Here is a 24,427-nt window from a genome sequence, read left to right as displayed (position 1 = left end):
TCTTATGGATCAAAACGTGGCCAAAACCTCCCCGACGCTCTCCGTCATCGTTCCGGTATACAAAGTAGAAGACACACTCGAAAAGTGTGTATCAAGTATACTTAATCAATCTTTTCAAGATTTTGAGATCATACTTGTAGATGATGGTTCGCCGGATCAGAGCGGTAAGATGTGTGACGAATTTGCTCGTAATGACAGCAGAGTCGTCGTCATACACAAGCCCAATGGAGGACTTAGCTCGGCTCGCAACAAGGGCTTGGAATCGGCAAAAGGGAAGTACATTTCATTTGTCGATAGTGACGACCGGGTATCTCCGGACTTTTATGAGAGCAATATAAATATACTCGAGAAAGACAAAACGATCGATGTGGTACTCGCCAATGTCCGAAAAGTAACAGATGATAAAGAATCTTCCCTCTTAATGACCCTCCCGGAAGGCAAATATGTAGGTAAAGAGGCTTGCAATGAGGTTATATTCTCATCATCGTTCGTATCCCTTTGCATGGGGATATATCGCCACAGCATATGGGAAGAACTGAGGTTTACAGAAAAAGCTCTATTTGAGGACTCTGTAATCGTGCCCTCCCTTGCCCGAAAGATAGACAGCCTGTATATCTCCGAAGTAGGCACATACTTCTATCTACAACGTTCCGGTTCGATAATGAATAGTCAATGGACAGAAAAGAAGGCTCAAGACTACTTCGGAGCGACACTTGGAGTACTTGAATATCTTGCCCAAGCAAAAGTTTCCAACTATCCTTACCGATATGCAGGTGCCGTATATGAGCTTGGAGGAGGTATCTTTGAGATGCTTCCTGAGAAAACCCGAGATAACTATCTCGCTCATTACGAACAATTGCCATGCACCTGGGAAATGATACTCAAAGGAAATCCCCTTCCCCTGAAGCATCGGATATATCTCCTAATGGTCAAACTCTTAGGTCTCCGTAAATCTCGCAAACTGACCTCCCTACTCCTCCCGGAGAAAAGACAGAAATCTTAATCCGGTATCTCTATTACCTCGACAAGAGACTACTTCTCTAAAATTGGCTGATGAGGCTTACTGAAAAAGGTTGTCTAACTTGATTCATCAAGGTAGGCACATTCATTTATCAAGGTAGGCACATTGATTTGGGGAGATGTACATCCTCGTTACCATACGTGATTCCATTACGTCACAATGGCGTCAGTTTGGTGTGCTCATATGGCAGCTATATCATATATCCATCCATGAATAAATCCGAAGGGGGACTCTCCATATTCAGGAAAGAATGAGTAAGTTTGTACACCAACTAAAAGCAAATCAACATTCAACTATGTATAGACATATCCTCAGGGTACTCTATTCTTGTATATTTCTATCTGCCAATGCTTTGGCACAGTCCTCCATACCGTCCCTTGAGACAGTCGATCTGAAGGCTGTGGAGCAAATCATTATGGACACCCAACCGCCCTACCTCAACATCGGCAGGTGCAAAGTAATGAGACATTACTATAATAACGACACCCTATTCATAGACCTCAACGAGCAGGCAAGCTACATTCCCTACAGACCTCAGAGAGTAAAGGACATATATGATAGTCTCCGAAAACTATACACAGAGTATGGACACAACCCCAAAGTTATGTGCATACGCACCAATGATTATCGTATCGAAGACCTTGTCCCTCTTGCATTTGGAGGTGAGCGTCAACGTTCCAAGTGGTCTTCGCTGACAACAGGGAAGCACAGACAGATTCCCTTGATTACACCCGTTGATCCTATACAGACTCCGACCGCAGCGCTCAAAGGTAAGCATCTTGCACTGTGGCGTAGTCATGGCTACTTCTACGATAATAAGAGTAAGAAATGGAGATGGCAAAGACCACTCATGAACGGTACGATAGAAGATCTACTCAGCTTTTCATATATCGTGCCATACATCGTCCCTATGCTCGAAAATAGCGGGGCAATCGTACTATTGCCACATGAACGTGACTTATCAAGCCGAGAATATATCATAGATAATGATGCAGGAAACTTTGTCAAAGGCCATTATAACGAAAAGAATGGCAAGTGGGAAACTGCAAATAAAGGATTTGGCTACATAAAGACATACTGGGAAGACAACGAAAACCCTTTTGAATCGGGAACGAGTCGTCAGACCCACTCATCTACGCTCGCCAATACAGAAGCTTTTTGGGGAGTGGATATCACGCATGATGAGACATTGGCGGTATATGTATCTTATCAATCTTTTCCCAACAGTGTCGAGGATGCCTTATACACTGTGCATCATGCAGCCGGAACCTCATCATTCAGAGTCAATCAAACGATGGGTGGAGGCACTTGGATATACCTTGGCACATTCCCTTTTGAGAAAGATAAAGAAAAGCAGGGGGTGTCTCTATCCAACATCTCATCAAAGAGAGGTAAAATAGTCTCTGCCGACGCTGTAAAGATAGGAGGAGGTATGGGTAACACAAAGCGCTGGACGCCGGCAACTAAAATAAAAAAAAGACGTCGTTGGGTCACAGTACCTGCGTCTCCCAAAATAACAAGTGGACTGCCCCGATATGCAGAAGCCTCACGATACTGGATGCAATGGGCAGGTGTACCGGACTCGATATACAACTCTTTTAAAAGTACTGATGACTATACCGATGACTACAAATGTAGATCGGTCTGGGTGAGTTACCTCACAGGGGGCACTGCAATCAACCCCAATAAAGAGGGATTAAACATCCCGATAGATCTCTCCCTTACGTTGCACACAGACGCAGGTCTTCGTGAAGATCCGGAGGAGGTTGTGGGGACGTTGGCCATCTTCAACACCAAATGGCAACAAGGATACTACCCAAGCGGACTGGATAGGCTTATCTCAAGAGAACTTACAGATATAGTCCAAAGCTATATCGTCAGAGATGTGAGAATCAGCCACAATCCTCAATGGACGCGTAGAGGGATGTGGGACAAAAATTACTCAGAAGCAACTTGGGGAAGTGTGCCCGGGGTACTACTGGAGCTCTTGTCTCATCAAAACTTCAAAGACATGTGCTATGGTCATGACCCTGAATTTAAGTTTGTTGTCTCCAGGGCTATATACAAAGGCATACTGAGATACCTCTCAGATGAGTACAATCAGCCTTTTATCGTCCAACCCCTCCCGGTAAAACAATTTGCCGTAGATATCGATCGTGTAGAATTTACAGCTCACCTTTCGTGGCAAGCAACCGATGATCCTATGGAAGCCTCTGCCGCTCCCTCACACTACATACTGTACACTGCAGTAGAAGATGGGCATTTTGATAAAGGCCGGATTGTTAAGGGGAATAGTATCTCTGTCCCCGTTGATCCGGGAGTACTTTACAGATTCAAGGTGGTAGCAGCAAATGAAGGAGGAGTTTCTTTCCCTTCAGAGGAGTTATGCTGTGGGATAGCACCACTCTCCAATGGGAGAGTTATGATCATCAATGGTTATGATAAAGTCTCTGAAATGGAGTACAATGACATTGAAAGAACCTTCGTTTCCGGAACGGGAATAACCTATAAAGAAGATGTAGGGATACCAAGTGATTCTGCCCTACCACAAAGGGTCGTAGGTAACAGCTTCAATTATGTAGCAACACATGGCTCGAGCCTTCTAAATATCGGCTACTCTTTTGGCTCATCATCAAGAACTTACGTCAGCTCAAATCCTGAAATACTCAAATCCTATGCTGTCACGGACTTAATACTTGGAAAGCAGAAGGCAAAGCAAACGGTCTATCCGACCGGGAAACAACGCTTTGCTCTCTTTGATAGGGAACTCAGAGAGGCTCTGCAATCTTTCGCCCAAAACGGAGGGGGAATTTTGGTATCCGGAGCCTACCTTAACTCAGCTTTGGACCTAAGGGATACATCTGTGGAGTCTGCCATTGTTAAGGATTTTGCAAGGCAGATTTTGGGCTATGAATATCCCTTCCCTCTTAGCTTATTTAATGGAAGCAAGGTAGAAACCGAACATAGAGACCTCCTCGATAGACGTACGTATGTACTCAAAGAGGGCACCGATTGTGATCCGATTCTACCGGCTGAAGGAGCCGGTAGGATACTCCATTATACCGAAGACAATGTGAGCGCCGGAATATTCTTCAACTCCCAACACAAAGCCTGTGTCATAGGGTTTCCTATTGAAAATATCGAAGACTCGGATAGCAGAGAGCGCTTTCTCAAAGAACTACTGCCACTACTCATAAAGAGACAACAATAGATTATTATCCTTAACTTTGGGCGAACTATTGAATGCTTATACACCAATGAGAAGTATCATCATCGCGCCGGCACATGAAAAGTACCGTAACTTTGTGGAAAATCTTGATGAGGTTTTTCATAAGGAGGGTAAAACGATCTATCAGGAGCGAAATGAAATCAAAACCTTCTCAATGGAAGATGGCGTGACGATCAATGTCAAACGATTCACTGTCCCCAATATCATCAATAAACATGTGTATGCTTTTTTTCGTAAACCCAAGGCAGTAAGAGCATACAAAAATGCATTGAGATTAAAAACTTTAGGCATCAATACTCCGGAACCTATCGGTTATATGGTATACCGCACTCTATGGAGTATCCGACACAGCTACTTGGTGACATTTCAAAGCCACCTAACAAGGACGATGTATGAGTTTGGCTACAGTAATCTCGATGGCAGAGATGATATAGTCAGAGCCTTTGCTCACTTTACCGCAGACTTACATGATAAAGGTGTTTACCACAAAGACTTCTCTCCTGGCAACATTCTATTTGATAAAAATGAACATGGGGGCTATGACTTTTCACTTGTCGACATCAACCGTATTAAATTCATGCAGGTATCGGTAGAGGCAGGTTGTCGCAACCTCTGTCGCCTTTGGGGACGGGAGGATTTCTTAACGGTACTTGCTGATGAATATGCAACTGTAAGAAATGCCGATAAAACTCTTGTAAGAGAACTCATATTCAAGTACCACGAAAAGTTTTGGCGTAACCGTAGAAAGCACTTCTGATGAAAATTTTCAAACAGTTACTTACCTGCGTCTCTCCGAGATTGAATATCCTTTGGACGTTCAAGAGGTATCATGGTTATTACCCCAATCTCAAACATCCCAAATCACTTGACGAAAAGATCCAGTGGCTCAAGCTACACGTGCATCCGTATGATCCAATATATGCCGGATGTGCAGATAAGTTTGCGGTACGAGAGTACATCAAGGAGAAGGGGCTTGCAGAACTACTGCCTCCTCTCATTGGGGTTTATAACGATGCTGAAGAAATAGAGTTTGATAAACTTCCGACAAAGTTTGCACTCAAGTATAACTTTGGCTTCGGAATGAACATCATATGCAAAGACAAGTCAAAACTTGACATATCAAAGGCCATAAAGAAGCTAAAGCGGTGGAACAAACGAAAGGCACATCTGACACATGCCGAGATGCACTACAAATATATCCCTCATCGCATACTTGTCGAAGAATATATTGATCCGGATGAGGGACAAAAAAGTCCCATCGACTACAAAATCTATTGTTTCAATGGGAAGCCTTACTGCTGTATGCTCTGCTCAGACAGAGGTACAGGAGACACCAAGTTCAGATATATAGACAGGGACTTCAACAGGCTCCATATCGAATACGGAGATGAAGGAGTACTGCCTACGAATCTTGACAGAGAGAAAATCTCTCAGATGTTTGAGTATGCGGATATTTTGTCCCAAGACTTTCCCCTTGTGAGGGTAGATTTCTACCTCTCTCGTGGGAAGATTTATTTTGGAGAGCTCACATTTTCACCTGCAGGTGGACATGACCGCACAAGGATTCCGGAAGCAGACAAGCAGCTTGGTGAAATGCTGACTCTGCCTCCCTCACTTATCGGTAGAAAATAATCTTATGAATTCTTTCTAAGTTCTGATGCTTGCCAAAGGTCTTCCGGGCACGTATCCACTTTGAGTATACCATAAGGACTCCACTTCACTTTCTTTGAGCGAGTCTCCTTTCTCAATTGGTTATTGAACTTCCATCCCTCTTCAGTCACGTAGCCTCTCTTGTGATCAAGGTGTACCATAATAGCCTTATATCTCACGAGTTTACCCCTGATGCCAATGTTTGTCAAACGTTCGCCCAACTGCCGGTCCTGTCCCCCATATTTCATACGCTCATCCATACCATTGACCGCAAGAATATGTTCCTTATAGCACGATGAGTTGTTCCCATTCCAAGACGCTTTCACTGTAGAAACCGCATTCATAAAAAGGGGAACAAATGGACATCTGGAGAGTTTCAGGGACTTTACTTTTTCCCCTTCAACAAGTTTATTTAGTTCTGTACGATCAAAAGCTCTACCTGATTTTATATCCTCATCAGTTATCGCGAGTGATATTCCCATGGGGAGACGCACCGCTCCTCCCGACAGAAAACGTCGAGGAGACTTTTGATGCCAATGCACTTCAAGGAAATCCTTGCGGGGGATACAGTCTCCATCCGTAAAGACAAGATAGTCAGCTTCAGACTGCATGATAGCCATATTAAGGATGTCACATTTGTGATAGCCTGTGTCCTCTATCCACACATGCTTGATAGGATATGGAGCCCATGTCTTAGCATCTTCTATTACAGATTTCGTCTCCGGTCCTGAACCGTCATCGGCGATGATAACTTCAAAATCAGTAAAGGTCTGAATACTGAATCCTACAAGGACCTTGTGAAGCCACACTGGCTGGTTATATGTTGTAAAAATAACACTTATCGATGGACGCATAAGAATATACAATTTGCCATTAGGGTGGTAAAGTTAACACAATTTCAAGAAACTATCCCCCTATCCTCATGAGAAGTAAGGTGAAAGACTTTGAAGGGGATTGTTGGCTATCGTAGATATCTGAGAATATCCCAAGAAAATTGTCATCTTACTCATCGGAAATGCACCAATGTTATCCCGATAAAAGATTGAAGAAAAAGATGTATACCTCTCAAAATCGAGACGCCTACCTTGAGACTCCAAAGTAAACCTCTTTTTTCGGTGTCTATGGCAATACATTCGGATCAGAAGGAAATATTGAGACACGCTTGTACAATTCTCTCCACTTTGGTTATTTTTAGTAGAATGGTTATATTTGTTTCACTGTTTGGAGAGATAAAGCTCCACAACATTAAACACATCACCTTTCCATGAATATCAAAAGTCTCTACTCGATAGAACAACTCTCTGCTGATGAAATCATTAACATTCTTGACAAAGCAGAGTACTTTGAACAGCATCCCAATTGTGACTTTCTACAGGGCAAAGTCGCCGCGACTCTCTTTTTTGAACCATCAACCCGCACACGTCTGAGTTTTGAGACTGCCGTCAATCGTCTTCGTGGACGGGTGATTGGATTTACAGATGCAAAAACTACGAGTTCAGCTAAGGGCGAAAGTCTCAAAGACACCATCCTTATGGTTGCCAACTATGCAGATGTCATCATCATGAGGCACTTCCTTGAAGGTGCCGCAAGATATGCATCCGAAGTCACTGATATCCCTATCATCAATGCAGGAGACGGAGCCAATCAACACCCGTCTCAGACCATGTTGGATCTATACTCCATACGCAAAACTCAAGGAAAATTGGAGAACCTTAATATTACCATGGTCGGAGACCTCAAGTACGGTCGCACAGTGCACTCTCTCATCGAGGGAATGAGTCACTTCTCTCCAACCTTCAACTTTGTAGCTCCTCAAGCCTTGGCTCTGCCAATAGAATATGTAGAGTACTGTAAAAATAAAGGGATACCACACACTTTCTCCGATGAATTGTCAAGGGAAGTCATACAGAAAAGTGATATCATATACATGACCCGAGTTCAGAGAGAGAGATTTACAGATGATGAGGATTATGAGACTATCAAAAACGCATTTATCTTAAGTGCGGATATGCTTGATGTTGCTAAACCCAACATGAAGGTATTGCACCCTCTTCCGAGAGTCAATGAGATTACTTATGATGTCGATGATACCCCACATGCCTACTACTTCACGCAAGCACTCAACGGTTTATATGTACGCGAAGCTCTTATATGCAGAGCTCTCAACATTGACGTACCGACATCAAAAGTAAAGTAAAAAACACACAAAATATACAATGCTATGCCTAAGGTAGAAAAAGGTGCACTACAAGTTCCAGCCATTTGCAATGGCTCAGTCATAGACCATATTCCGGTGGAGAAAGTGATGCAGGTCGTCCAACTCTTAGGAATAGATAAACTCAACTATCCACTGACAATAGGTCAGAACTTCAAGAGTGAAAAGTTGGGACGCAAGGGGCTTATCAAAGTAGAGAGCAAGCACTTTACTCAAGATGAAGTCAATAAACTGGCACTAATTGCTCCGCACATCGTCATCAATGTCATCAAAGACTATGAAGTAGTCCAAAAGATACAGGCAGTACTACCCGATGAGATTGTAGGCATCGTGCAATGCAGCAATCCCAAGTGTATATCCAACAACGAGCCAATGGCAAGTAGTTTCAATGTATTAGATAGAGACAACGGAGTACTACAGTGTAAATATTGTAACCGAAAAATAGAGAGGAAAGAGGTCATCATCCCTTTCCATGAATAAAAAATGACTAAAAGACTTTAGCTTATGAAATCGAGATCAGGACTGATGACCCTTGTCATCATCATTATTGTAGCAGTAACGTTGATCGCTTATGGCATAAGAAGCTATAATGGTCTGGTAACCCTAGAAGAAACAGTCCAAAAAGCATGGGGTAACATCGAAACACAATACCAAATGCGTATGGATCTCATCCCTAACATTGTCAATACAACGAAGGGATCAGCTGCCCATGAGAGAGAAACCCTCGAAAGTGTGGTCAATGCACGCAGTAAAGCAAGCCAGGTCACTATAGATCCGTCAAACCTCTCCCCGGAAGCAATGAAAAAGTTTGCAGCGGCACAAGGTGAGCTATCTCAGGCCCTCAGCCGCCTGTTGGTCACAGTAGAGCGCTATCCTGACCTAAAAGCCAACCAAAACTTTCTCGCTCTTCAGGAGCAACTTCAGAATATAGAAAACCAGATCAGCGTAGAACGCAAGAATTTCAATGAGGAGGTTACGCTGTTCAACAAGTATATGCGCGTATTCCCTCGTGTTGTTATGGCACGATTGTTTGGGTTCTCTGAAAAAGCTTACTTCGAGGCTGAAGTCGGTAGCGAGAAAGCTCCTAAGGTGGAGTTTTAACATCAAACGTAGACAAGGCTATGAAGGGTATCAGATCACTTCTCATACTCCTCGTCACACTATGCCATACAAGTTGGGGATTTGCTCAGGAATACTCCCCTGAACAAATCCCTAATGTGCAACTGTCGGATTCCACACAATATGTATCCGATCCTACGGGGCATATATCGGTGGCAGAAAGGGCTATGATCAATGACATGATAGCAGGGATCAAGCACAAGTATGGAGTTCGGGTAGCTCTTGTGATCGTTCCAGCGGTTAAAAATAATACTCCGGAGAGATTTGCTCACGAGCTGTTTCAACTTTGGGGAATAGGAGAAAAATCCAAAGACAACGGGCTATTGATCCTCTACGGCTTTGAAAAACCCAATAGGTTTATCCGATTTGAGGTTGGTTATGGACTCGAAGGTATACTCACAGATGCTTTAACCTCACAGATATCTCGAAAGCGGATCATCCCTCATATTGTTGAAGACCGCACTTCGGAAGGACTCATAGAAGGGATAAGGGCTGTGACCGAAGAGCTTGACAGATCCTACACTGACGAGGGATTTGAACGGAGAAGAGAAACTGATGGGATGGGAAACTTCCTACTCAAAACCTATTTGATACTATCCCTTGTAATTGCCGGAGCCTATATCTTCTTTGTCAACAGAAAGCTGAAAGAAAAAAATCTGCTCGCACAATATGCTAAAACTCATGCAAATGTGTGGCACTTCTTGGGTGGTATGGCTATACTTTTCCCTATAGCCTGGATTATATTCTATCCATGGCTTATAGGGAAACGAAAAGTAATAAATACTAAGATCAGAAACTGCGACAACTGCCATGGAATCAACACAGTAAAGGTATCCGTTGCAGATCGAAACAACATCCTACTGAATAGTGTGCAAAGAAAAGAGGTAGATCTAGGCAGTAAGAAATACTATGTAAGTACCTGCTCCAACTGTCATATATCAGAGATTGCCGGAATCTCAGTAAAAACATCCGGTTATCAGTTATGTATGAAATGTGGAGGCTTGACCATGGCTCTACAAAATACTCAACATTATAGTGCTTACAAAGACAAATTAACTTATAAGTGTCTACACTGCTCCCATACTAAAACTCATTATATTCCTCGCATTTCATCTAACAACAGAGGCCCAGGACGAGGGAGTGGTGGTTCTTGGGGAGGCGGAGGAGGCTCTTGGGGTGGAGGGTCCTCCGGTGGCGGGGGCTCGACCGTAAGGTTCTAACATCTGTAATAAAACAAAAACACAGAGATTATTATACGATGATGGGTCCCTATAACAGTTCGTCTGTGTCATCGCAATTTTTATCTACTACAAGTTCATTCCTCCTAAATAGAAGGATCTTTATACATGTTAAAGGTTATAAATACGAGAAAATTTCGTTTCAATAACGAGGCTTTATTTGTATTTTTGTAGAAAATATATCATCTAACACACGTTAGTTTAAATTTTATCGCAATGAAAACGTTAAAAGGAATCTCTATCGCAACTATTATCGGGTTTGCGACAACTTTCTTTGGGAATGCACAAAATAGCATCGAGGGAGTCCAGGAGAACGAATCTCCCGGCACGGTGAGCTATATCCCCCACTACGCCACAAAAATATTGTATAGCAAAAGTACTTCAGGACTATCTGCCAAGGCACAAGAAATCATCGGACGTCCAATAGTCATGATACTAAACGAGTCAGAAGGTATGGCTCCATTTTCGCAATTGTTCACACCACTTGTCTTTGATATGGAAATACTCAACGAGACAGGGATGGACACTAAAGGACTCAATGCCGTATATCAACAGACACCTTATAAGTTGGACAGCTATTCTTTGGATAGGTATTCTGAAGAACTAATGGCACAAGAAGTCTTTGAGAAAGGAAAAATGCCTTCACTCAAAAATGAGGCTAAAATAATCCAAGAAGTCAAGTCAAATGCCCTCCAAAACAATATTAACATCGTCAAGGTAACAAGTTCGATGCTCCCTCAAGACAAACTTGCGTCTAAGCCTGTTGCGGCAACAGCCTACAATGGAGAACTCGCAATCAAAGATGGCATCACTTTTAATCAACAAACAGACGATCTCGAAAAGAAAATCGTAGACAAAGTATATTGGACAAAGAAATTTGAGAGTAACATACAATTTTCTCAAAATCAAGTTTCTGAAAACTGGTACAAGGGAGGGAATAACAGTCTCAACTTGAATATGAGAAACTACTTTAACCTCAGTTACACAAAAGATAATGTAAAATGGGTCAATGAAATCGAGTCCAAACTCGGCTTTTTCAATAGCCCTAACGAGCCTATCGGTAAGTTCAAAATCTCAGAAGACCTCTTCCGTATCGTATCCAACTTTGGTCTCAAGGCATTTGATCATTGGTACTATACTATAGATGCTCAGTTGCGTACTCAGCTGCTACGCAATAGAAATAAAGATAGCATACTTGTGACTCAACCATTTGCTCCGTTTATCATCGACGGAGGACCCGGTATGAAGTACGAGCTAGAAAAGAAGTTTAACGACCCATTCAAGAAACTTAAATTTTCAGCGAACTTCTCTCCTGTTGCAGCGACATTTATCTACGCTTACACCAATGATATTGACAAAGCAAGAATCGGTCTGATGCCAGATGAGAAGTATAAGTTGCGCTTGGGTTCAACAGTCCGTATGACACTTGATTTTGACATTTCTCAGTCGATCAATTGGCAATCAAGATTTTTCTACAACACTTCATTCAGGCATGTAGAAACAGAGTTTGAAAACTCGCTGAACTTCTCAATCAACAAATACTTCTCTACGCGTATCAATCTTCACTTGAGATTTGATGATAGTGTGATCACTGATGAGAAATCTTTCCGCAAATTGCTACAATATAATGAACTTATCAGTTTTGGATTTACATTTAAAATCTAATCTGTTGGAAATATAAAGACGAGGTCCGTTGAACAGTTTGGGATTCAACGGACCTCCTCCTTTTTAGGTATTTGCTCCCGAGATCCATCATAGCAAAAGAAAAATCGAAAACATTTAAGCTCAATTGTATGTTTATCACATACTGACATTCATTTACAACCTAAATATATAGACCTAACATGAAATCGGATATCCAAATAGCGAGAGAAACTCAGCTAAAAGACATCAGAGAGATCGCTCAAAGCATCAACATCCCTGCCGAAGCTGTAAAGCAGTATGGTAATTACATGGCAAAAATTGATGTGAACCTACTCAAAGAAAAAAGCAAGGAAGGTAAACTCATACTCGTATCTGCGATCACCCCAACCAAAGCCGGTATCGGTAAAACAACGGTATCTATTGGACTGGCTCTTGGACTCAATAAGATTGGTAAAAAAGCTATCGTAGCACTTAGAGAACCATCTCTTGGTCCTTGCTTTGGGATGAAAGGTGGAGCTGCCGGCGGAGGGTATGCACAAGTCCTTCCTATGGAGAAAATCAACCTCCATTTTACAGGAGACTTCCATGCTGTTACTTCAGCGAATAATATGATTGCTGCCCTACTCGACAACTATGCTTATCAGAACCGCAACAATGAAAATGGGCTAAGTCGTATAGTATGGAAGCGCGTCCTTGATGTCAATGACCGCAGCCTTCGTAACATCCTGACAGGGCTCGGAGGAATCAGCAATGGTATCCCAACTGAAGCCGGATTTGACATCACTCCGGCATCAGAAATCATGGCGATCTTGTGTCTTGCAACAGATATGGATGACCTACGTAGGCGTATAGATAACATCTTGCTTGGTTACAAAAAGGATGGTTCTCCATTTACAGTTAAAGATCTTGGTGTGGGTGGTGCAATTACAGTCCTTCTCATGGACGCTATCGACCCCAACCTTGTACAGACAACAGAGGGGACACCGGCATTCATACACGGAGGACCTTTCGCAAACATTGCACATGGGTGTAACTCCGTGATTGCGACAAAAATGGCGATGAAATTTGGTGAATACACTGTGACTGAGGCTGGGTTCGGTGCTGACTTAGGTGGTGAAAAGTTCTTTGACATCAAATGTCGCCAAGCAGGGCTCCAACCGGCACTTACCGTACTCGTTGCAACAGCACAAGCTCTAAAGATGCACGGAGGCAAGGATCAGGCTGAACTAAAAGAGCCGGATACATCTGCTATCAGAAGAGGATTCAGCAATATGGATAAGCACGTGGCAAACCTTCGTAAGTTTGGTCAGTCTGTAGTTATCTGTATCAACAGATTCCCATCTGATACAGACGAGGAAATTGCAACTATCCGTCAACATTGTGAGGATATGGATCTACCTTTTGCTATCAACAACGCATTTACAAAAGGTGGAGAGGGCGCAGTAGACCTTGCAAACATCGTAGTAGAAACAATCCAAAAGAAACCATCTTGCCCTCTTGCATTCCTCTATGAAACAAAGGAGAATATCAAGAGTAAGGTTACGTCTATCACAAGGGAAATCTACGGTGCATCAGCTGTCGAGTTTGAATTGTCAGCAATGAAGAAACTCAAAAAACTTGAAGAACTCGGATATGACAAGTATCCTGTATGTATTGCAAAAACACAATACTCATTCACAAGTGACCCTAAAAAGGTAGGTGCGCCATCAGGCTTTATCCTAAAAGTGCATGATATTGTGGTAAATACGGGTGCTGAGATGATTATTGTCATCATGGGAGATATCATGCGTATGCCGGGATTACCAAAAGTGCCAAGTGCAGAGCACATCGATGTCATCAACGGACATATCGAAGGTCTAAGCTAATAATAAACATCATGGTTAATCAAGTCCATCAAATACTCCGAACATTGGATAATAACGCGGAGGAAGGGAAGGCTTTATTTGATAACCGTCTCAAGATAAGTGTGAATCCTGATACCGTCATGGGTATCAGGATTCCTTTTATTAGGAAAGCAGGGAAGAAACTAAGTAAGTTGCTATCTTTTAGGGAAGCAATTGATATCCTTTACCCTATTGCACAAAAGAAGTTTGAATACAAACTCCTCTTTGCAAATGTTGCCGGCTCAAGGGCATCAGAAGCTGAAGTTCAAGAATTATATGAACGTTTGTTCGAATGTGTTGATGGTTGGGGGACATCTGACTTCTTCTTGGATGTTATATCATCCATATGTGACAAACACAAAAGTGCTATTGATCTTCTGAAAGAACAAATTAACCGTCATAAAAACAATGCTAATCCTTATGCCAGACGCTTGACCATAGTAGTACTCAAAACTAGTTCCCAAGGAATATATCACCCTCTCAGAGGCCCTAACTCATATACAAAAAAAAGCAAAATGATGAGGACTACTACGTATCCATGGGCATAGAATGGACTTTAACGTCTCTTTACACCTCCTACCCCGAGAAGATAGTTGCCTTTATCAATGAAAAACCAGACAATGAAAAAGTACTTAAACTAACTCTCAAGAAGATGAGAGAATCTCGCAGGATAAGTCCTTACAAACACGTATAAATCAAAGGATAAAATACCACCAAAGTTGAAAACAAAGCTCAAAATCAGGCAAATTTTATTATTGCTAATTAGTAACTATCTTTGTAACGATTTTTGGTTATCTATCTTGAATTAAAACTATATTTTTTAAACTATAATCTATTTCATTCAACTATGAACAAGAAAGTCTGGATGCCTATTCTAACTGCAATCTTGATGCTCATGTCGAGCGCAACACTACTTGCACAGGTTACAGTTAAAGGGAAAGTCCTTGAGAAAGGCAGCAATGAACCACTCATGGGTGTCACTGTCATGTCCGGAAAAACAGGTACTACAACCAACCTGGATGGCAAGTTTACCCTCAAAGTCGCAAAAGATGCAATGATAACAATCCGTGCGGTTGGATTTGATACCAAGACTGTAAAAGCTGGAAAAGCAGAAGAACAAGATCTTGGTACGATCTACCTCTCTCCGTCAGCAGTAGGTCTACAAGAAGTCAGCGTGATTGCATCGGTTGTACCTAAAGACCGCATAACACCTGTACCTCTCTCCAATGTCAGTATAGATAAGATTGAGACAGCTGCACCTAACATTGAATTTCCGGAACTTCTCAAATCTACACCTTCAGTCTATGTAACCAAAGGGGGTGGAGGTTTTGGAGACTCTCGTATCAATCTCCGAGGTTTTGACTCCAATAACATTGGTGTTCTCATCAATGGTATCCCCATTAACGATATGGAAAGCGGAAAAGTATACTGGTCAAACTGGGCAGGTCTATCCGACGTATCAAGTTTCATTCAGGTACAAAGAGGTTTAGGAGCATCAAAACTCGGTCTTTCATCTGTCGGAGGTACGATCAATATGGTTACAAAGAGTACAGACGCAAAGAAAGGCGGCTCATTCTACTCCGGTATCGGTAATGACGGCTACAACAAATTTACGTTTAATGTCTCTACCGGTCTTATGGACAACGGCTGGGCACTGACAATCGCAGGAGCTCGAAATGGAGGTGACGGTTACGTCAATGCAACATCATTCCTTGGTTGGTCATACTTTGTCAACATTTCAAAAGTTATCAACGATGCACATCGCCTATCGTTCACTGCTTTTGGAGCACCTCAGTGGCACAACCAAAGAGGTATCATGTCTCGCATAGAAGACATTAAGAATGATCCAAACAGAGGTCGTCGTAATATCGGTTATGGCTACATCAACGGAAAAGAGACTACGTTGGCGTACAACTTCTACCACAAACCTCAGATGTCTCTCAACCACTACTGGGATATCAACGACAAGAGTCAGCTTTATACCTCTGTTTATGCGTCTGTTGCACGAGGAGGTGGTCGTCGCATCGTTGGTGAAAAGAGAAATTGGATGTACTTCGACAGAACAGCCAGTCTTCCTACAGAGGAGACAAGACTCACAGATGATGGACTCATAGACTATGCTTCCATCATCGCAGACAACCGCGCATCAAACACAGGAGCAAAGGTCATCTTTGCGAATGCAATCAACTCACACAACTGGTACGGAATCCTTTCGACATACAACAATAAATTAAGTGATCGTATCAAGTTGACTGCAGGGTATGACGCACGTTTCTACCAAGGTATTCACCGCAATGTCATCTCTGACCTACTTGGAGCAGACTACTACATCGAGCCCCAGGATGCGAGCAAGCGTCTCATGTATCATGCACCTTATCAGCCATTGAAGGTCGGAGACCATGTGGAATACGACAATATAGGTGAAGTTCTCTGGAATGGCATCTTTACTCAGACAGAATTTACCGGTGATCATTTCAACGGATTCTTGTCTGCAACGCTCTCACACCAAGGCTACAGATACCGCAACCTTGGAGGTACAGCAGAATCGGAGGATCTACGTGAAAAGGGAGAATCTATCAACTCAAAATGGGCTTCATACCTCCCATGGAGCATCAAGTCCGGCCTCAGCTATAAGGTCAATGAGAGCAATAATGTATTCATCAATGCTGGTTACTTCACACGTGCCCCATACTTCAGATCAGTCTTCTTTAAGTACAATTCGGAGATCAACACAGGAGCAAAGTATGAGAAAGTACTCACCGGAGAAGTCGGCTATGGATTCCGCAACGAAAACCTAAGAGTAGACTTCAATGCTTACTATACAAAGTGGCTTGATAAGGGTATCACAAGAACCTTGAGCAACAATGAGGTGGCCAACATAACAGGTCTAAATGCTCGCCACATGGGTATTGAGCTTGAAGCAACATACAATCCATTCAAGACTCTCGAACTCCGTGGTATGCTATCTCTTGGAGACTGGATATGGTCTGATGATGTGGATGCATCTATCTTTGATAGTTCTCAGACAAAGATAGCTGACATCAAAGCCTTTATCAAGGGTGTGCATGTCGGTAACTCTGCTCAGCTGAGTGCTTCTTTGGGCGCAAGCTGGGAAGTCTTTGACGGATTCAAGTTGAACCTCAATACCAACTACTTTGGTAAGAACTTTGCAGACTTTGACCCTGTCAATAGGACAAAAGAGTCAGATAAGGTAGACGCTTGGCAACTTCCTAACTACATGCTTGTAGATCTTGGTGCTTCATACAAGTTCAAAGTTGGTGGCCTTGGTGCTACATTGTACATGAACGTAGACAACCTCTTCGACACTGAGTACATTGCAGATGCAAGGGATGGTTCTCGTCATGATCAGCACACAGCACTAGTTTACTACGGCTTCGGTCGCACTTGGGCTACAGGTCTTCGCATCAACTTCTAACACAAGTATCATCATCATTACAACGTAAATAGAAATGAAGAAATATATTACTTTAGCTATCCTTGCTACCTCATTGATATTCACATCATGTGATCCGATGAAGGATATTTACAAAGACATCGACAGCAAGGAAACTGCTGTGAAGAAGACTGCTTCGTACGAATTGACCGGAGCAGACTACAACACCATTGCAGGCCTCTTAGGAGCAGACAATCCTCATGCGGCAGCATTCAAGGCAAAGCAAGCCTTTGACAAGAATGTGACAGCTCAAGAGATGGTCCCTCAGCTCCTCAAGTCCAAGTACCCTGAATGGGGCAAAGGGTCTTCCGTCAATGTTACTTACAACGAAGTCCTTCCGATAGACAGCAAGATCGAAGCTTTGGGAAAAAGAGCTTATGTAACGCTTGACAAGAATGAGCTAAGTGCCCTTGGTATCAACAGCCTAAAGGACCTCAAAGCCGACCAAATCACAGCAATCATAAAGGCTGCGATAGCAAAGGCGGACTCTGCAAAGTCAATCCTGATCAGAGCAACGATAGACAAAGAAAACAAGCTTCTCTTTGCTGTTGATGGAGCGTTGGCAGGAAAAGACTATCTGATGATCTCATGGGAAGAGTTTACTCAAATGGGATTAGGTAGACACGGTAATTTCTCTCCCTCTGCGAAGCCGGAAGATTACATTCCTACCCTCCTTGCTCAAAAGTACCCATACGCAAAAGAAGGAGACTCTCACATCATGATCTATGCTTTCTACAATCCTACCGGGAAGACAACGTCTACAGAAGCAGTGAAGTATGAGAAGAAGAATAAGGTCTGGACTCCTGCGCCTACTGTTCATGCAAAGACGTCGCAATTTATTCACACAGGCAAGGCTTGGATCTTTGATCCTACAATCGAATTCGAATTGACACCGGAAGACTTTGCTTACCTCCACGCATGGGTCAAAGAAAATCATCCGGGATATATCAGCGAAAGATACAAGAACAATGAAGAGTACTGGTTTGGAGGTAGTGGATACTACAAGAACTTCAACCTCGACGGAGGCAAGACTGTCGGAGAACGTCCTGAAGAAGAAGGCAAGACTCCTGAAGAGCTAAGAAAGATCAAACTCGAGCGCATTATCGAAGGTCTAAAAATGGTATTGGCTCACAGGTATCCAACAAATCCCGCACAGATCAACGGTATCGATCAAATGTATAAGATCAGAGTAGAAATACGTGAGAAGAGCGCAAATACCAAGTGGCTCTACACGTTCAAAGGATTGGGGAGCGGTAAGTTCCAACTTGAAGGGAAACCTGAACAAATCTAATTACTACTCGTAACCCCCAAAATTTTAGGAGAGGATTCCCTGCCTTGGATAGGACATGGGTGTCCTCTTCTTCATTAGATCAAGATGGACAAGAAAGCATTTCAAGAATACTATGCTCCGGAGTTCAGCCACTGTTTTGGTTGTGGCTGTGCTAATCCACACGGGCTTCATGTCAAAAGCTATTGGAAAAATGAAGCTGAGGGAGAGACCATCGCTTACTTTTCTCCGGAGCCTCACCATACCGGAGGATATCCGGGATTTGTATACGGCGGGTTAATTGCTGCGATATTGGATTGTCACGGCAATGGGACTGCAGCCGCCGCAGGATACAGACATGCCGGACGAGGCATGGATACCCTACCTGCGCTACGCTATGTCACAGCCAATCTCAACATCAACTACAAAGCCCCTACCCCTATGGGCTCAAGACTGGAGCTTAGGGGCAAGATCATGGATGTCACTGATCGCAAGGTGTGTATGGAACTATCTGTTATTGCAGAAGGACGAGAGACCGTCTCAGCAACTATGATATCAGTATTATTACCGCAAAAGTCCTCTACGGATAAATAGCCGGTAAATAACCGATTATCAGATATTAAGAAAAGGCATATAAAGGATTTCTCCCTTACATGCCTTTTGTGTCAAAGATGTATACTGGCAGTCGTACAATGAAATTATCTACGACTCAAAAAAGGTTGTCTAACTTGGCGCCTCAAGTTAGACAACTTCATTCATCAAGGTAGGCACCTTGTTTTGGAGAGTTCTACACCTTTTCCGGCTCTTTGTCAGAAGAGCCACCAAACGGCAAGAGGACTATATGATCAAGAAGTTTGAGATTCCGTTTAAGAGTTTCTTACAATCAGATCAAAGCCCTTCACAAGGAGACAAACGGGTATGTACAACTGACTCCTCATTGATATCTTCGCCCAAAAAGGCAGATGCCAAAGAGAGAAATTCCTCCTTCTCCGCTGAAGTAAGATAACGGACACTCCCGCCTTTCGATAGACGAACGTCCATCTCAGGATGTCTAAATAAATAATCTCTGAGAGAAGAAGCAACAATAGCTCCCTGACTGACAACAGATATCCCTTGGGGAAGCGCTTCTTTTATCCTTGGCAAGAGCAATGGATAGTGCGTACACCCCAGCAAAAGAGTATCGATCTCAGGATCTTTTTCAAGCAGTCTTTCAAGATCCCGTCGGATAAAGTATTGAGTACCCACATTCTCATCCAACTCATTATTCTCCACAAGGGGGACCCACATAGGACAGGCATGCTGAGAGACACAAGCCTCAGGATAGAGATTAGCGATCTCGATACCGTAAGAGTTGGAAGCTATTGTACCATTGGTACCGACTATACCTATATGTCCGTTTCCGGTATACTCAGCAATACTCTCAACCGTGGGACGGATGACTCCCAATATGCGCCTCGTCGGATCGGCACTGATCGGCAGATCCTTCTGTTGAAGACTGCGAAGAGCCTTAGCAGAAGCCGTATTGCACGCAAGGATGACGAGAGGGCATCCCAGATTGAAAAGATGTGCGACAGCTTCGCGTGTATATCTGTATATGGTATCAAAACTGTGGGAGCCATAAGGAGCACGTGCATTATCTCCGAGATAGATGAAATCATACTCAGGAAGCCTATGCCGAAGTTCCCTAAGTATGGTCAAGCCACCAAATCCCGAATCAAAAACACCTATTGCTCCAAGAGTCATCTTTGGTTGTTCCATCAAAGGTCAGATATTGTTCGTAATTTCACGCCCGAAAGGAGTCAATGCAAGCCCCGCAAAGGTGAAATGTTTGAGTCCGAAAGGTATCCCGACTATGGTGATACACAAGAGTATGCCAAAGAATGCATGAGTGAGCGCAATCACCCATCCTGCGAGGATAAACCAAATAAGATTACCGATACAACCAAGAGGATTGACACCGACCTCGCTGACAGTAGAGCCGAAAGGCCAAAGCATAAGTAACCCAAGCTTAAAACACTGGAGCCCGAATGGTATCCCTATAATGGAGATACAAAGCACCACCCCTGCCGTAAAGTACTCCAAGGCTGTTGGTAAGCCGCCAAGCACCAACCAAACAATATTTCCTATTAGTTTCATCAGATTTGTTATTATGTTACGATTTGGATATTAACTCCTAAAGATACAGGTATATGCAGAGATAGTGAAATGTTTGGCAAACTTTTGTGCTGAGTATGTGTTATATCTGTGTTAAACCCCACATAAAATTTCATTAATTATCAATGAGATGTAGGATTTAATATGTATTTTTGTGATATGAGACTGACTAAACATCAATTGGGCGGAGCATTCTTATCTCTGATCATGATACTCTATCTGGGGCGCGTGATGGGCTTGACTCATGCACACATCATCAATGGAGTCATAGTCGTACACTCACATCCGGACTACTGGGACAATAATGATGACCCATTTGTAGATCACTCTGCGACACAATTGGTGTTTTTTCATCAGGTAGCAAACCTATTTGCATGTGTTGGAGGATTCTTTTCTCCTATCGTACCTGACAATGTATTTGCAGATTTTAGAATAAGTTTTTCTGATAGGCTTGTTTGGCACATCCCATCCTATTCGGATGGCGGGATTTCTCTCCGAGCACCACCCTCATTGTAATCTTAAGATCGATCTGTTTCACTTATCTTTTTATCTAAAAGATAACCCCTTGCGTGCCGTCACGTCGCTGAGGGGCGATGTATTGTACAGACAAAAACATCTGTGATTTACGGCATTTTCCAACATTTACGACAAACAATATTATACTGATTAAACAAATGAGATATAATCTACTTGCGGCGCTTATTTTAGGAGCTGCCACATCAGCAATTTCACCGATCACAGCATCCGGTGTAATAAGCAAAGACAACACCACAGACCCCAAGGAAGCCGTTGATGTCTATAAACTCAAGGGCAAAATCAAGGATGCCAAAAGTGGTGAGGCCCTACCTCGAGCTCAGATAACAGTACTTGGGACATCTATCGGACTCGTGGCAGACAACGAAGGACACTTCATGATCAACAATCTTCCTCGTAAGAGGGTGACACTACGTGTCCGCTACACCGGCTACGAAACAAAAGAAATCATCATACCGGCAGACAGCAAGGATGTGACAATCAGACTTACTCCGGCGGAGTTTAACATGGAAGAAGTCGTGGTATCAGCCAACCGTACAGAAACCCGTAGACACTTGGCTCCGGTACTTGTCAATGTCACGGATGCAAAACTCTTTACCGCAACAAACTCTGTATCACTTGACGAAGCCCTAAGGTTCAACCCGGGTATACGCGTCGAAGATAACTGCCAAAACTGCGGATTCAACCAAGTACGCATCAATGGTCTCGACGGTGCATACTCTCAAGTCGTGATCAACTCTCGTTCGATTTTCAGCTCCCTTGCAGCCGTTTACGGCCTTGAGATGCTCCCAACCTCGATGATAGACAGAGTAGAAGTTGTGCGTGGTGGTGGCTCTGCACTCTATGGTTCATCAGCCATCGGTGGTACGATCAACATCATCACCAAGACACCTACTCATAACTCGGCAACTGCAGAATACACTATGGAGGCATACCAAGACAACTACTCGTCTCCTGCCCATAACATGGGAGTTGCGACCTCTATCCTTAGCGATGATTCCAAGGTAGGTCTCACAGTATTTGGCCGTATCAAGCAGCGTGAAGGACTTGACTTCGTAAGACCGGGCAGCCAACTCAAAGCAGACAAAGAGAAAGGTCTGGACGCAGGTAAGGACGGTTACACAGAGATGCCACGTCTCTTCAGTTCGACTGTAGGGATCAACACCTTTGCCAATATATCTCCCCTTGCAAAATTGACCCTTGACTACTTCTATACACAGGAGTCTCGTCGAGGAGGAGATGCTCTCGATCGCCCTGAGCACGAAGCAAATATCGCTGAAAGCCTCGGACACCGCATCCATACAGGTATCTTGCGCTATGACAGATATCTATTTGATGGTAACGGTTACCTCACTGCCTTTGCTGCAGGCTCCAACACCATACGCAACAGCTTCTATGGAGGAGGTGCTTATATTCCTGAAAAGCAAGATGACGGCAGTATAAAGGTGCCTGAAGATGCATCGCCATTGACCAACTATGGACTTACCAAAGATCTCACAATACAAGCCGGTGTCCAGTATGTGCACAACTTTGACAAGCTCCTATTCATGCCTGCGGAACTCACAACAGGCTTTGAATACAACTACAACAAGTTGAACGACAACAGTGGTTACCGCCCTCTTGATCTTGCGCAGAAGGTATCAACCCGCAGTGTAATCCTTCAAAACGAGTGGAAGGACGACACATTTGCCTTCCTTCTCGGTCTACGTTATGACAACCTGAACCTCAACACAGATGAAAAGCAAAGTGTAGAAGCTCTACGTAAGCTCAACATCATTACTCCACGTGCGACATTCAGATACAATCCGACTCACGATCTACACTTCCGTCTATCGTATGCACATGGTTTCCGAGCTCCACAATATTTTGACGAAGAGTTGCACATAGCCTTTGCAGGTGGCGAAGGTGTTCCTCGTGTCCTCAGCAAGGATCTCAAGGAGGAGCGTTCAAGAAGCTTTACAGGATCTGTCGATTGGTACAACCACGATATTGAAAACGTACAGATCAACTTGATGGCGGAAGGATTCTACACAAGACTTCTTGACAAATTCAATGCAGAGGAAAGAGAACTAAGTGGTAGCAAATATCTCGAAGTTGTCAATGCAGGCAAGGCTGCAGTTTACGGGGTCAACCTCGAAGCTCGTGTAGCATATGCAAAACTCTTCAATCTTCAGACAGGACTCACACTCCAAAAGAGCCTCTTTGACGAAGAGACCGAGATCGGTGTTGGCGAAATCAAGAGCAGAGAATTCATGAGGACTCCAAACGTATATGGCTACTTCGTACTCGGATGGACTCCGACATCACGCTTCGGTGTAAATCTCTTCGGTGACTACTCAGGCAAAATGTGGGTGCCTCACGAAGCAGGTGAAAAGGTAGAGAACTATATCACTTCAGATGAAGATAAGCTCGTGCATGCACCATCATTCTTCACGTTGGGTACGAAGTTGACTTACACAGTAAAGGTATCGAACACTTCGGTCGAGTTCAATGCAGGTATCAACAATATGTTCAACTCTTACCAAAAAGACTTTGATGAAGGTCCTAACCGTGCTTCCGCATACGTTTATGGACCTAAGGCTCCCCGCAGTATCTTCTGTGGTGTAAAGCTATCCATCTAAAAGAAAAAGCAAGAGGATAACCTCAGTATTCCGCAAGGGTTGTGATAGAGGCCATCTAAGGTCGTATCACAGCCCTTGCTTCATCTACTATAGACAAGCATGATAAAACACAATTACCGAACATCGAGATAAGCATATCGAAGGACTAAGATTACCCCTTTTACAGTCTTGATCTCCCGAAAAATTTTAAGCCGAAACAGCCCAAAATCAGATTCCAAAGAAAGGCCAAACCACAACATGGTTCGATAAATCCACCTTTATCCAGAGACAAATCAAATGATCGGCATGAAATACATAAACACATCAAAAACGTAAAAAAACAACAAATCTGAACAATTTACATAATTAAAAACGCCATAGTTTCTATTTTTTCACTAAATTGAGCGACGGATTAATTT

The 24,427-nt window shown here is 43.2% G+C and carries 19 protein-coding genes; 16 read left to right on the top strand and 3 right to left on the bottom strand.

The window, feature by feature from the left end; genetic code table 11:
- Nucleotides 1–4 precede the first annotated feature (4 nt).
- From Q4A14_RS00840 to Q4A14_RS00825, 4 genes are all read left to right on the top strand, one after another.
- Nucleotides 5–1,003 carry a glycosyltransferase family 2 protein gene (locus Q4A14_RS00840; protein ID WP_303169240.1) on the top strand — a complete coding sequence of 333 codons (999 nt, stop codon included), beginning with the start codon at nucleotides 5–7 and terminating at the stop codon, nucleotides 1,001–1,003.
- A 313-nt stretch (nucleotides 1,004–1,316) separates the two neighbouring features.
- Nucleotides 1,317–4,232 (top strand): xanthan lyase, encoded by a 2,916-nt coding sequence (locus tag Q4A14_RS00835; protein WP_303169238.1) that lies wholly within the window; start codon nucleotides 1,317–1,319, stop codon nucleotides 4,230–4,232.
- Between the two features lie 46 nt (nucleotides 4,233–4,278).
- Nucleotides 4,279–5,007 carry a lipopolysaccharide kinase InaA family protein gene (locus Q4A14_RS00830; protein WP_303169237.1) on the top strand — a complete coding sequence of 243 codons (729 nt, stop codon included), beginning with the start codon at nucleotides 4,279–4,281 and terminating at the stop codon, nucleotides 5,005–5,007.
- On the top strand, nucleotides 5,007–5,882 hold the full coding sequence (locus tag Q4A14_RS00825) for an ATP-grasp fold amidoligase family protein (RefSeq protein ID WP_303169235.1): 876 nt from the start codon (nucleotides 5,007–5,009) through the stop codon (nucleotides 5,880–5,882). The genes Q4A14_RS00830 and Q4A14_RS00825 overlap by 1 nt, the downstream gene beginning before the upstream one ends.
- A gap of 2 nt (nucleotides 5,883–5,884) precedes the next feature.
- Here Q4A14_RS00825 and Q4A14_RS00820 read toward each other — a convergent pair whose 3' ends face one another.
- A complete protein-coding gene (locus tag Q4A14_RS00820; protein ID WP_303169233.1) occupies nucleotides 5,885–6,754 on the bottom strand; it encodes a glycosyltransferase in 870 nt (289 codons plus the stop codon).
- Between the two features lie 410 nt (nucleotides 6,755–7,164).
- On the opposite strand from Q4A14_RS00820, the gene pyrB reads away from it, so the two are divergent.
- The 10 genes from pyrB (at nucleotide 7,165) to Q4A14_RS00770 (ending at nucleotide 19,314) form a co-directional block, all read left to right on the top strand.
- Nucleotides 7,165–8,097 carry an aspartate carbamoyltransferase gene (gene pyrB / locus Q4A14_RS00815; protein ID WP_303169232.1) on the top strand — a complete coding sequence of 311 codons (933 nt, stop codon included), beginning with the start codon at nucleotides 7,165–7,167 and terminating at the stop codon, nucleotides 8,095–8,097.
- Between the two features lie 24 nt (nucleotides 8,098–8,121).
- Nucleotides 8,122–8,595 carry an aspartate carbamoyltransferase regulatory subunit gene (gene pyrI, locus Q4A14_RS00810; protein WP_303169230.1) on the top strand — a complete coding sequence of 158 codons (474 nt, stop codon included), beginning with the start codon at nucleotides 8,122–8,124 and terminating at the stop codon, nucleotides 8,593–8,595.
- A gap of 24 nt (nucleotides 8,596–8,619) precedes the next feature.
- Nucleotides 8,620–9,216, top strand: coding sequence for a LemA family protein (locus Q4A14_RS00805; RefSeq protein ID WP_303169228.1), 597 nt, complete (start codon nucleotides 8,620–8,622; stop codon nucleotides 9,214–9,216).
- Between the two features lie 20 nt (nucleotides 9,217–9,236).
- Complete coding sequence (locus tag Q4A14_RS00800; protein ID WP_303169227.1) at nucleotides 9,237–10,454, top strand: YgcG family protein; 1,218 nt, start codon at nucleotides 9,237–9,239, stop codon at nucleotides 10,452–10,454.
- Between the two features lie 234 nt (nucleotides 10,455–10,688).
- Nucleotides 10,689–12,137, top strand: coding sequence for a DUF3078 domain-containing protein (locus Q4A14_RS00795; RefSeq protein ID WP_303169226.1), 1,449 nt, complete (start codon nucleotides 10,689–10,691; stop codon nucleotides 12,135–12,137).
- A 179-nt stretch (nucleotides 12,138–12,316) separates the two neighbouring features.
- Nucleotides 12,317–13,981 carry a formate--tetrahydrofolate ligase gene (locus tag Q4A14_RS00790; RefSeq protein ID WP_303169225.1) on the top strand — a complete coding sequence of 555 codons (1,665 nt, stop codon included), beginning with the start codon at nucleotides 12,317–12,319 and terminating at the stop codon, nucleotides 13,979–13,981.
- An 11-nt stretch (nucleotides 13,982–13,992) separates the two neighbouring features.
- On the top strand, nucleotides 13,993–14,547 hold the full coding sequence (locus tag Q4A14_RS00785) for a DNA alkylation repair protein (RefSeq protein WP_303169223.1): 555 nt from the start codon (nucleotides 13,993–13,995) through the stop codon (nucleotides 14,545–14,547).
- 299 nt (nucleotides 14,548–14,846) lie between these two features.
- Nucleotides 14,847–17,435 (top strand): TonB-dependent receptor plug domain-containing protein, encoded by a 2,589-nt coding sequence (locus tag Q4A14_RS00780; protein WP_303169222.1) that lies wholly within the window; start codon nucleotides 14,847–14,849, stop codon nucleotides 17,433–17,435.
- A gap of 34 nt (nucleotides 17,436–17,469) precedes the next feature.
- Nucleotides 17,470–18,744 carry a hypothetical protein gene (locus Q4A14_RS00775; RefSeq protein WP_303169221.1) on the top strand — a complete coding sequence of 425 codons (1,275 nt, stop codon included), beginning with the start codon at nucleotides 17,470–17,472 and terminating at the stop codon, nucleotides 18,742–18,744.
- 84 nt (nucleotides 18,745–18,828) lie between these two features.
- Complete coding sequence (locus Q4A14_RS00770; protein ID WP_303169220.1) at nucleotides 18,829–19,314, top strand: PaaI family thioesterase; 486 nt, start codon at nucleotides 18,829–18,831, stop codon at nucleotides 19,312–19,314.
- A 294-nt stretch (nucleotides 19,315–19,608) separates the two neighbouring features.
- Here the strand turns inward: Q4A14_RS00770 and murI are convergent, their stop codons facing one another.
- Together murI and Q4A14_RS00760 are read right to left on the bottom strand one after the other, a co-directional pair.
- Nucleotides 19,609–20,478, bottom strand: a complete 870-nt coding sequence (gene murI / locus Q4A14_RS00765; RefSeq protein WP_303169218.1) for a glutamate racemase — start codon at nucleotides 20,476–20,478, stop codon at nucleotides 19,609–19,611.
- Between the two features lie 6 nt (nucleotides 20,479–20,484).
- Nucleotides 20,485–20,856, bottom strand: coding sequence for a YccF domain-containing protein (locus tag Q4A14_RS00760; protein ID WP_303169216.1), 372 nt, complete (start codon nucleotides 20,854–20,856; stop codon nucleotides 20,485–20,487).
- 177 nt (nucleotides 20,857–21,033) lie between these two features.
- Between Q4A14_RS00760 and Q4A14_RS00755 the strand changes: the two genes are divergently transcribed.
- Together Q4A14_RS00755 and Q4A14_RS00750 are read left to right on the top strand one after the other, a co-directional pair.
- Nucleotides 21,034–21,390, top strand: coding sequence for a hypothetical protein (locus Q4A14_RS00755; RefSeq protein ID WP_303169215.1), 357 nt, complete (start codon nucleotides 21,034–21,036; stop codon nucleotides 21,388–21,390).
- Between the two features lie 158 nt (nucleotides 21,391–21,548).
- The gene (locus Q4A14_RS00750) at nucleotides 21,549–24,029 is read left to right on the top strand and encodes a TonB-dependent receptor (RefSeq protein ID WP_303169214.1); all 2,481 of its coding nucleotides are present in this window, start codon (nucleotides 21,549–21,551) and stop codon (nucleotides 24,027–24,029) included.
- Nucleotides 24,030–24,427 lie beyond the last annotated feature (398 nt).

Source organism: Porphyromonas sp., from assembly GCF_030529325.1.
Classification (GTDB): Bacteria; Bacteroidota; Bacteroidia; order Bacteroidales; family Porphyromonadaceae; genus Porphyromonas_A.
Note: the sequence above shows the minus strand (reverse complement) of the source record. Positions and strands in the feature narration are given on the sequence as shown.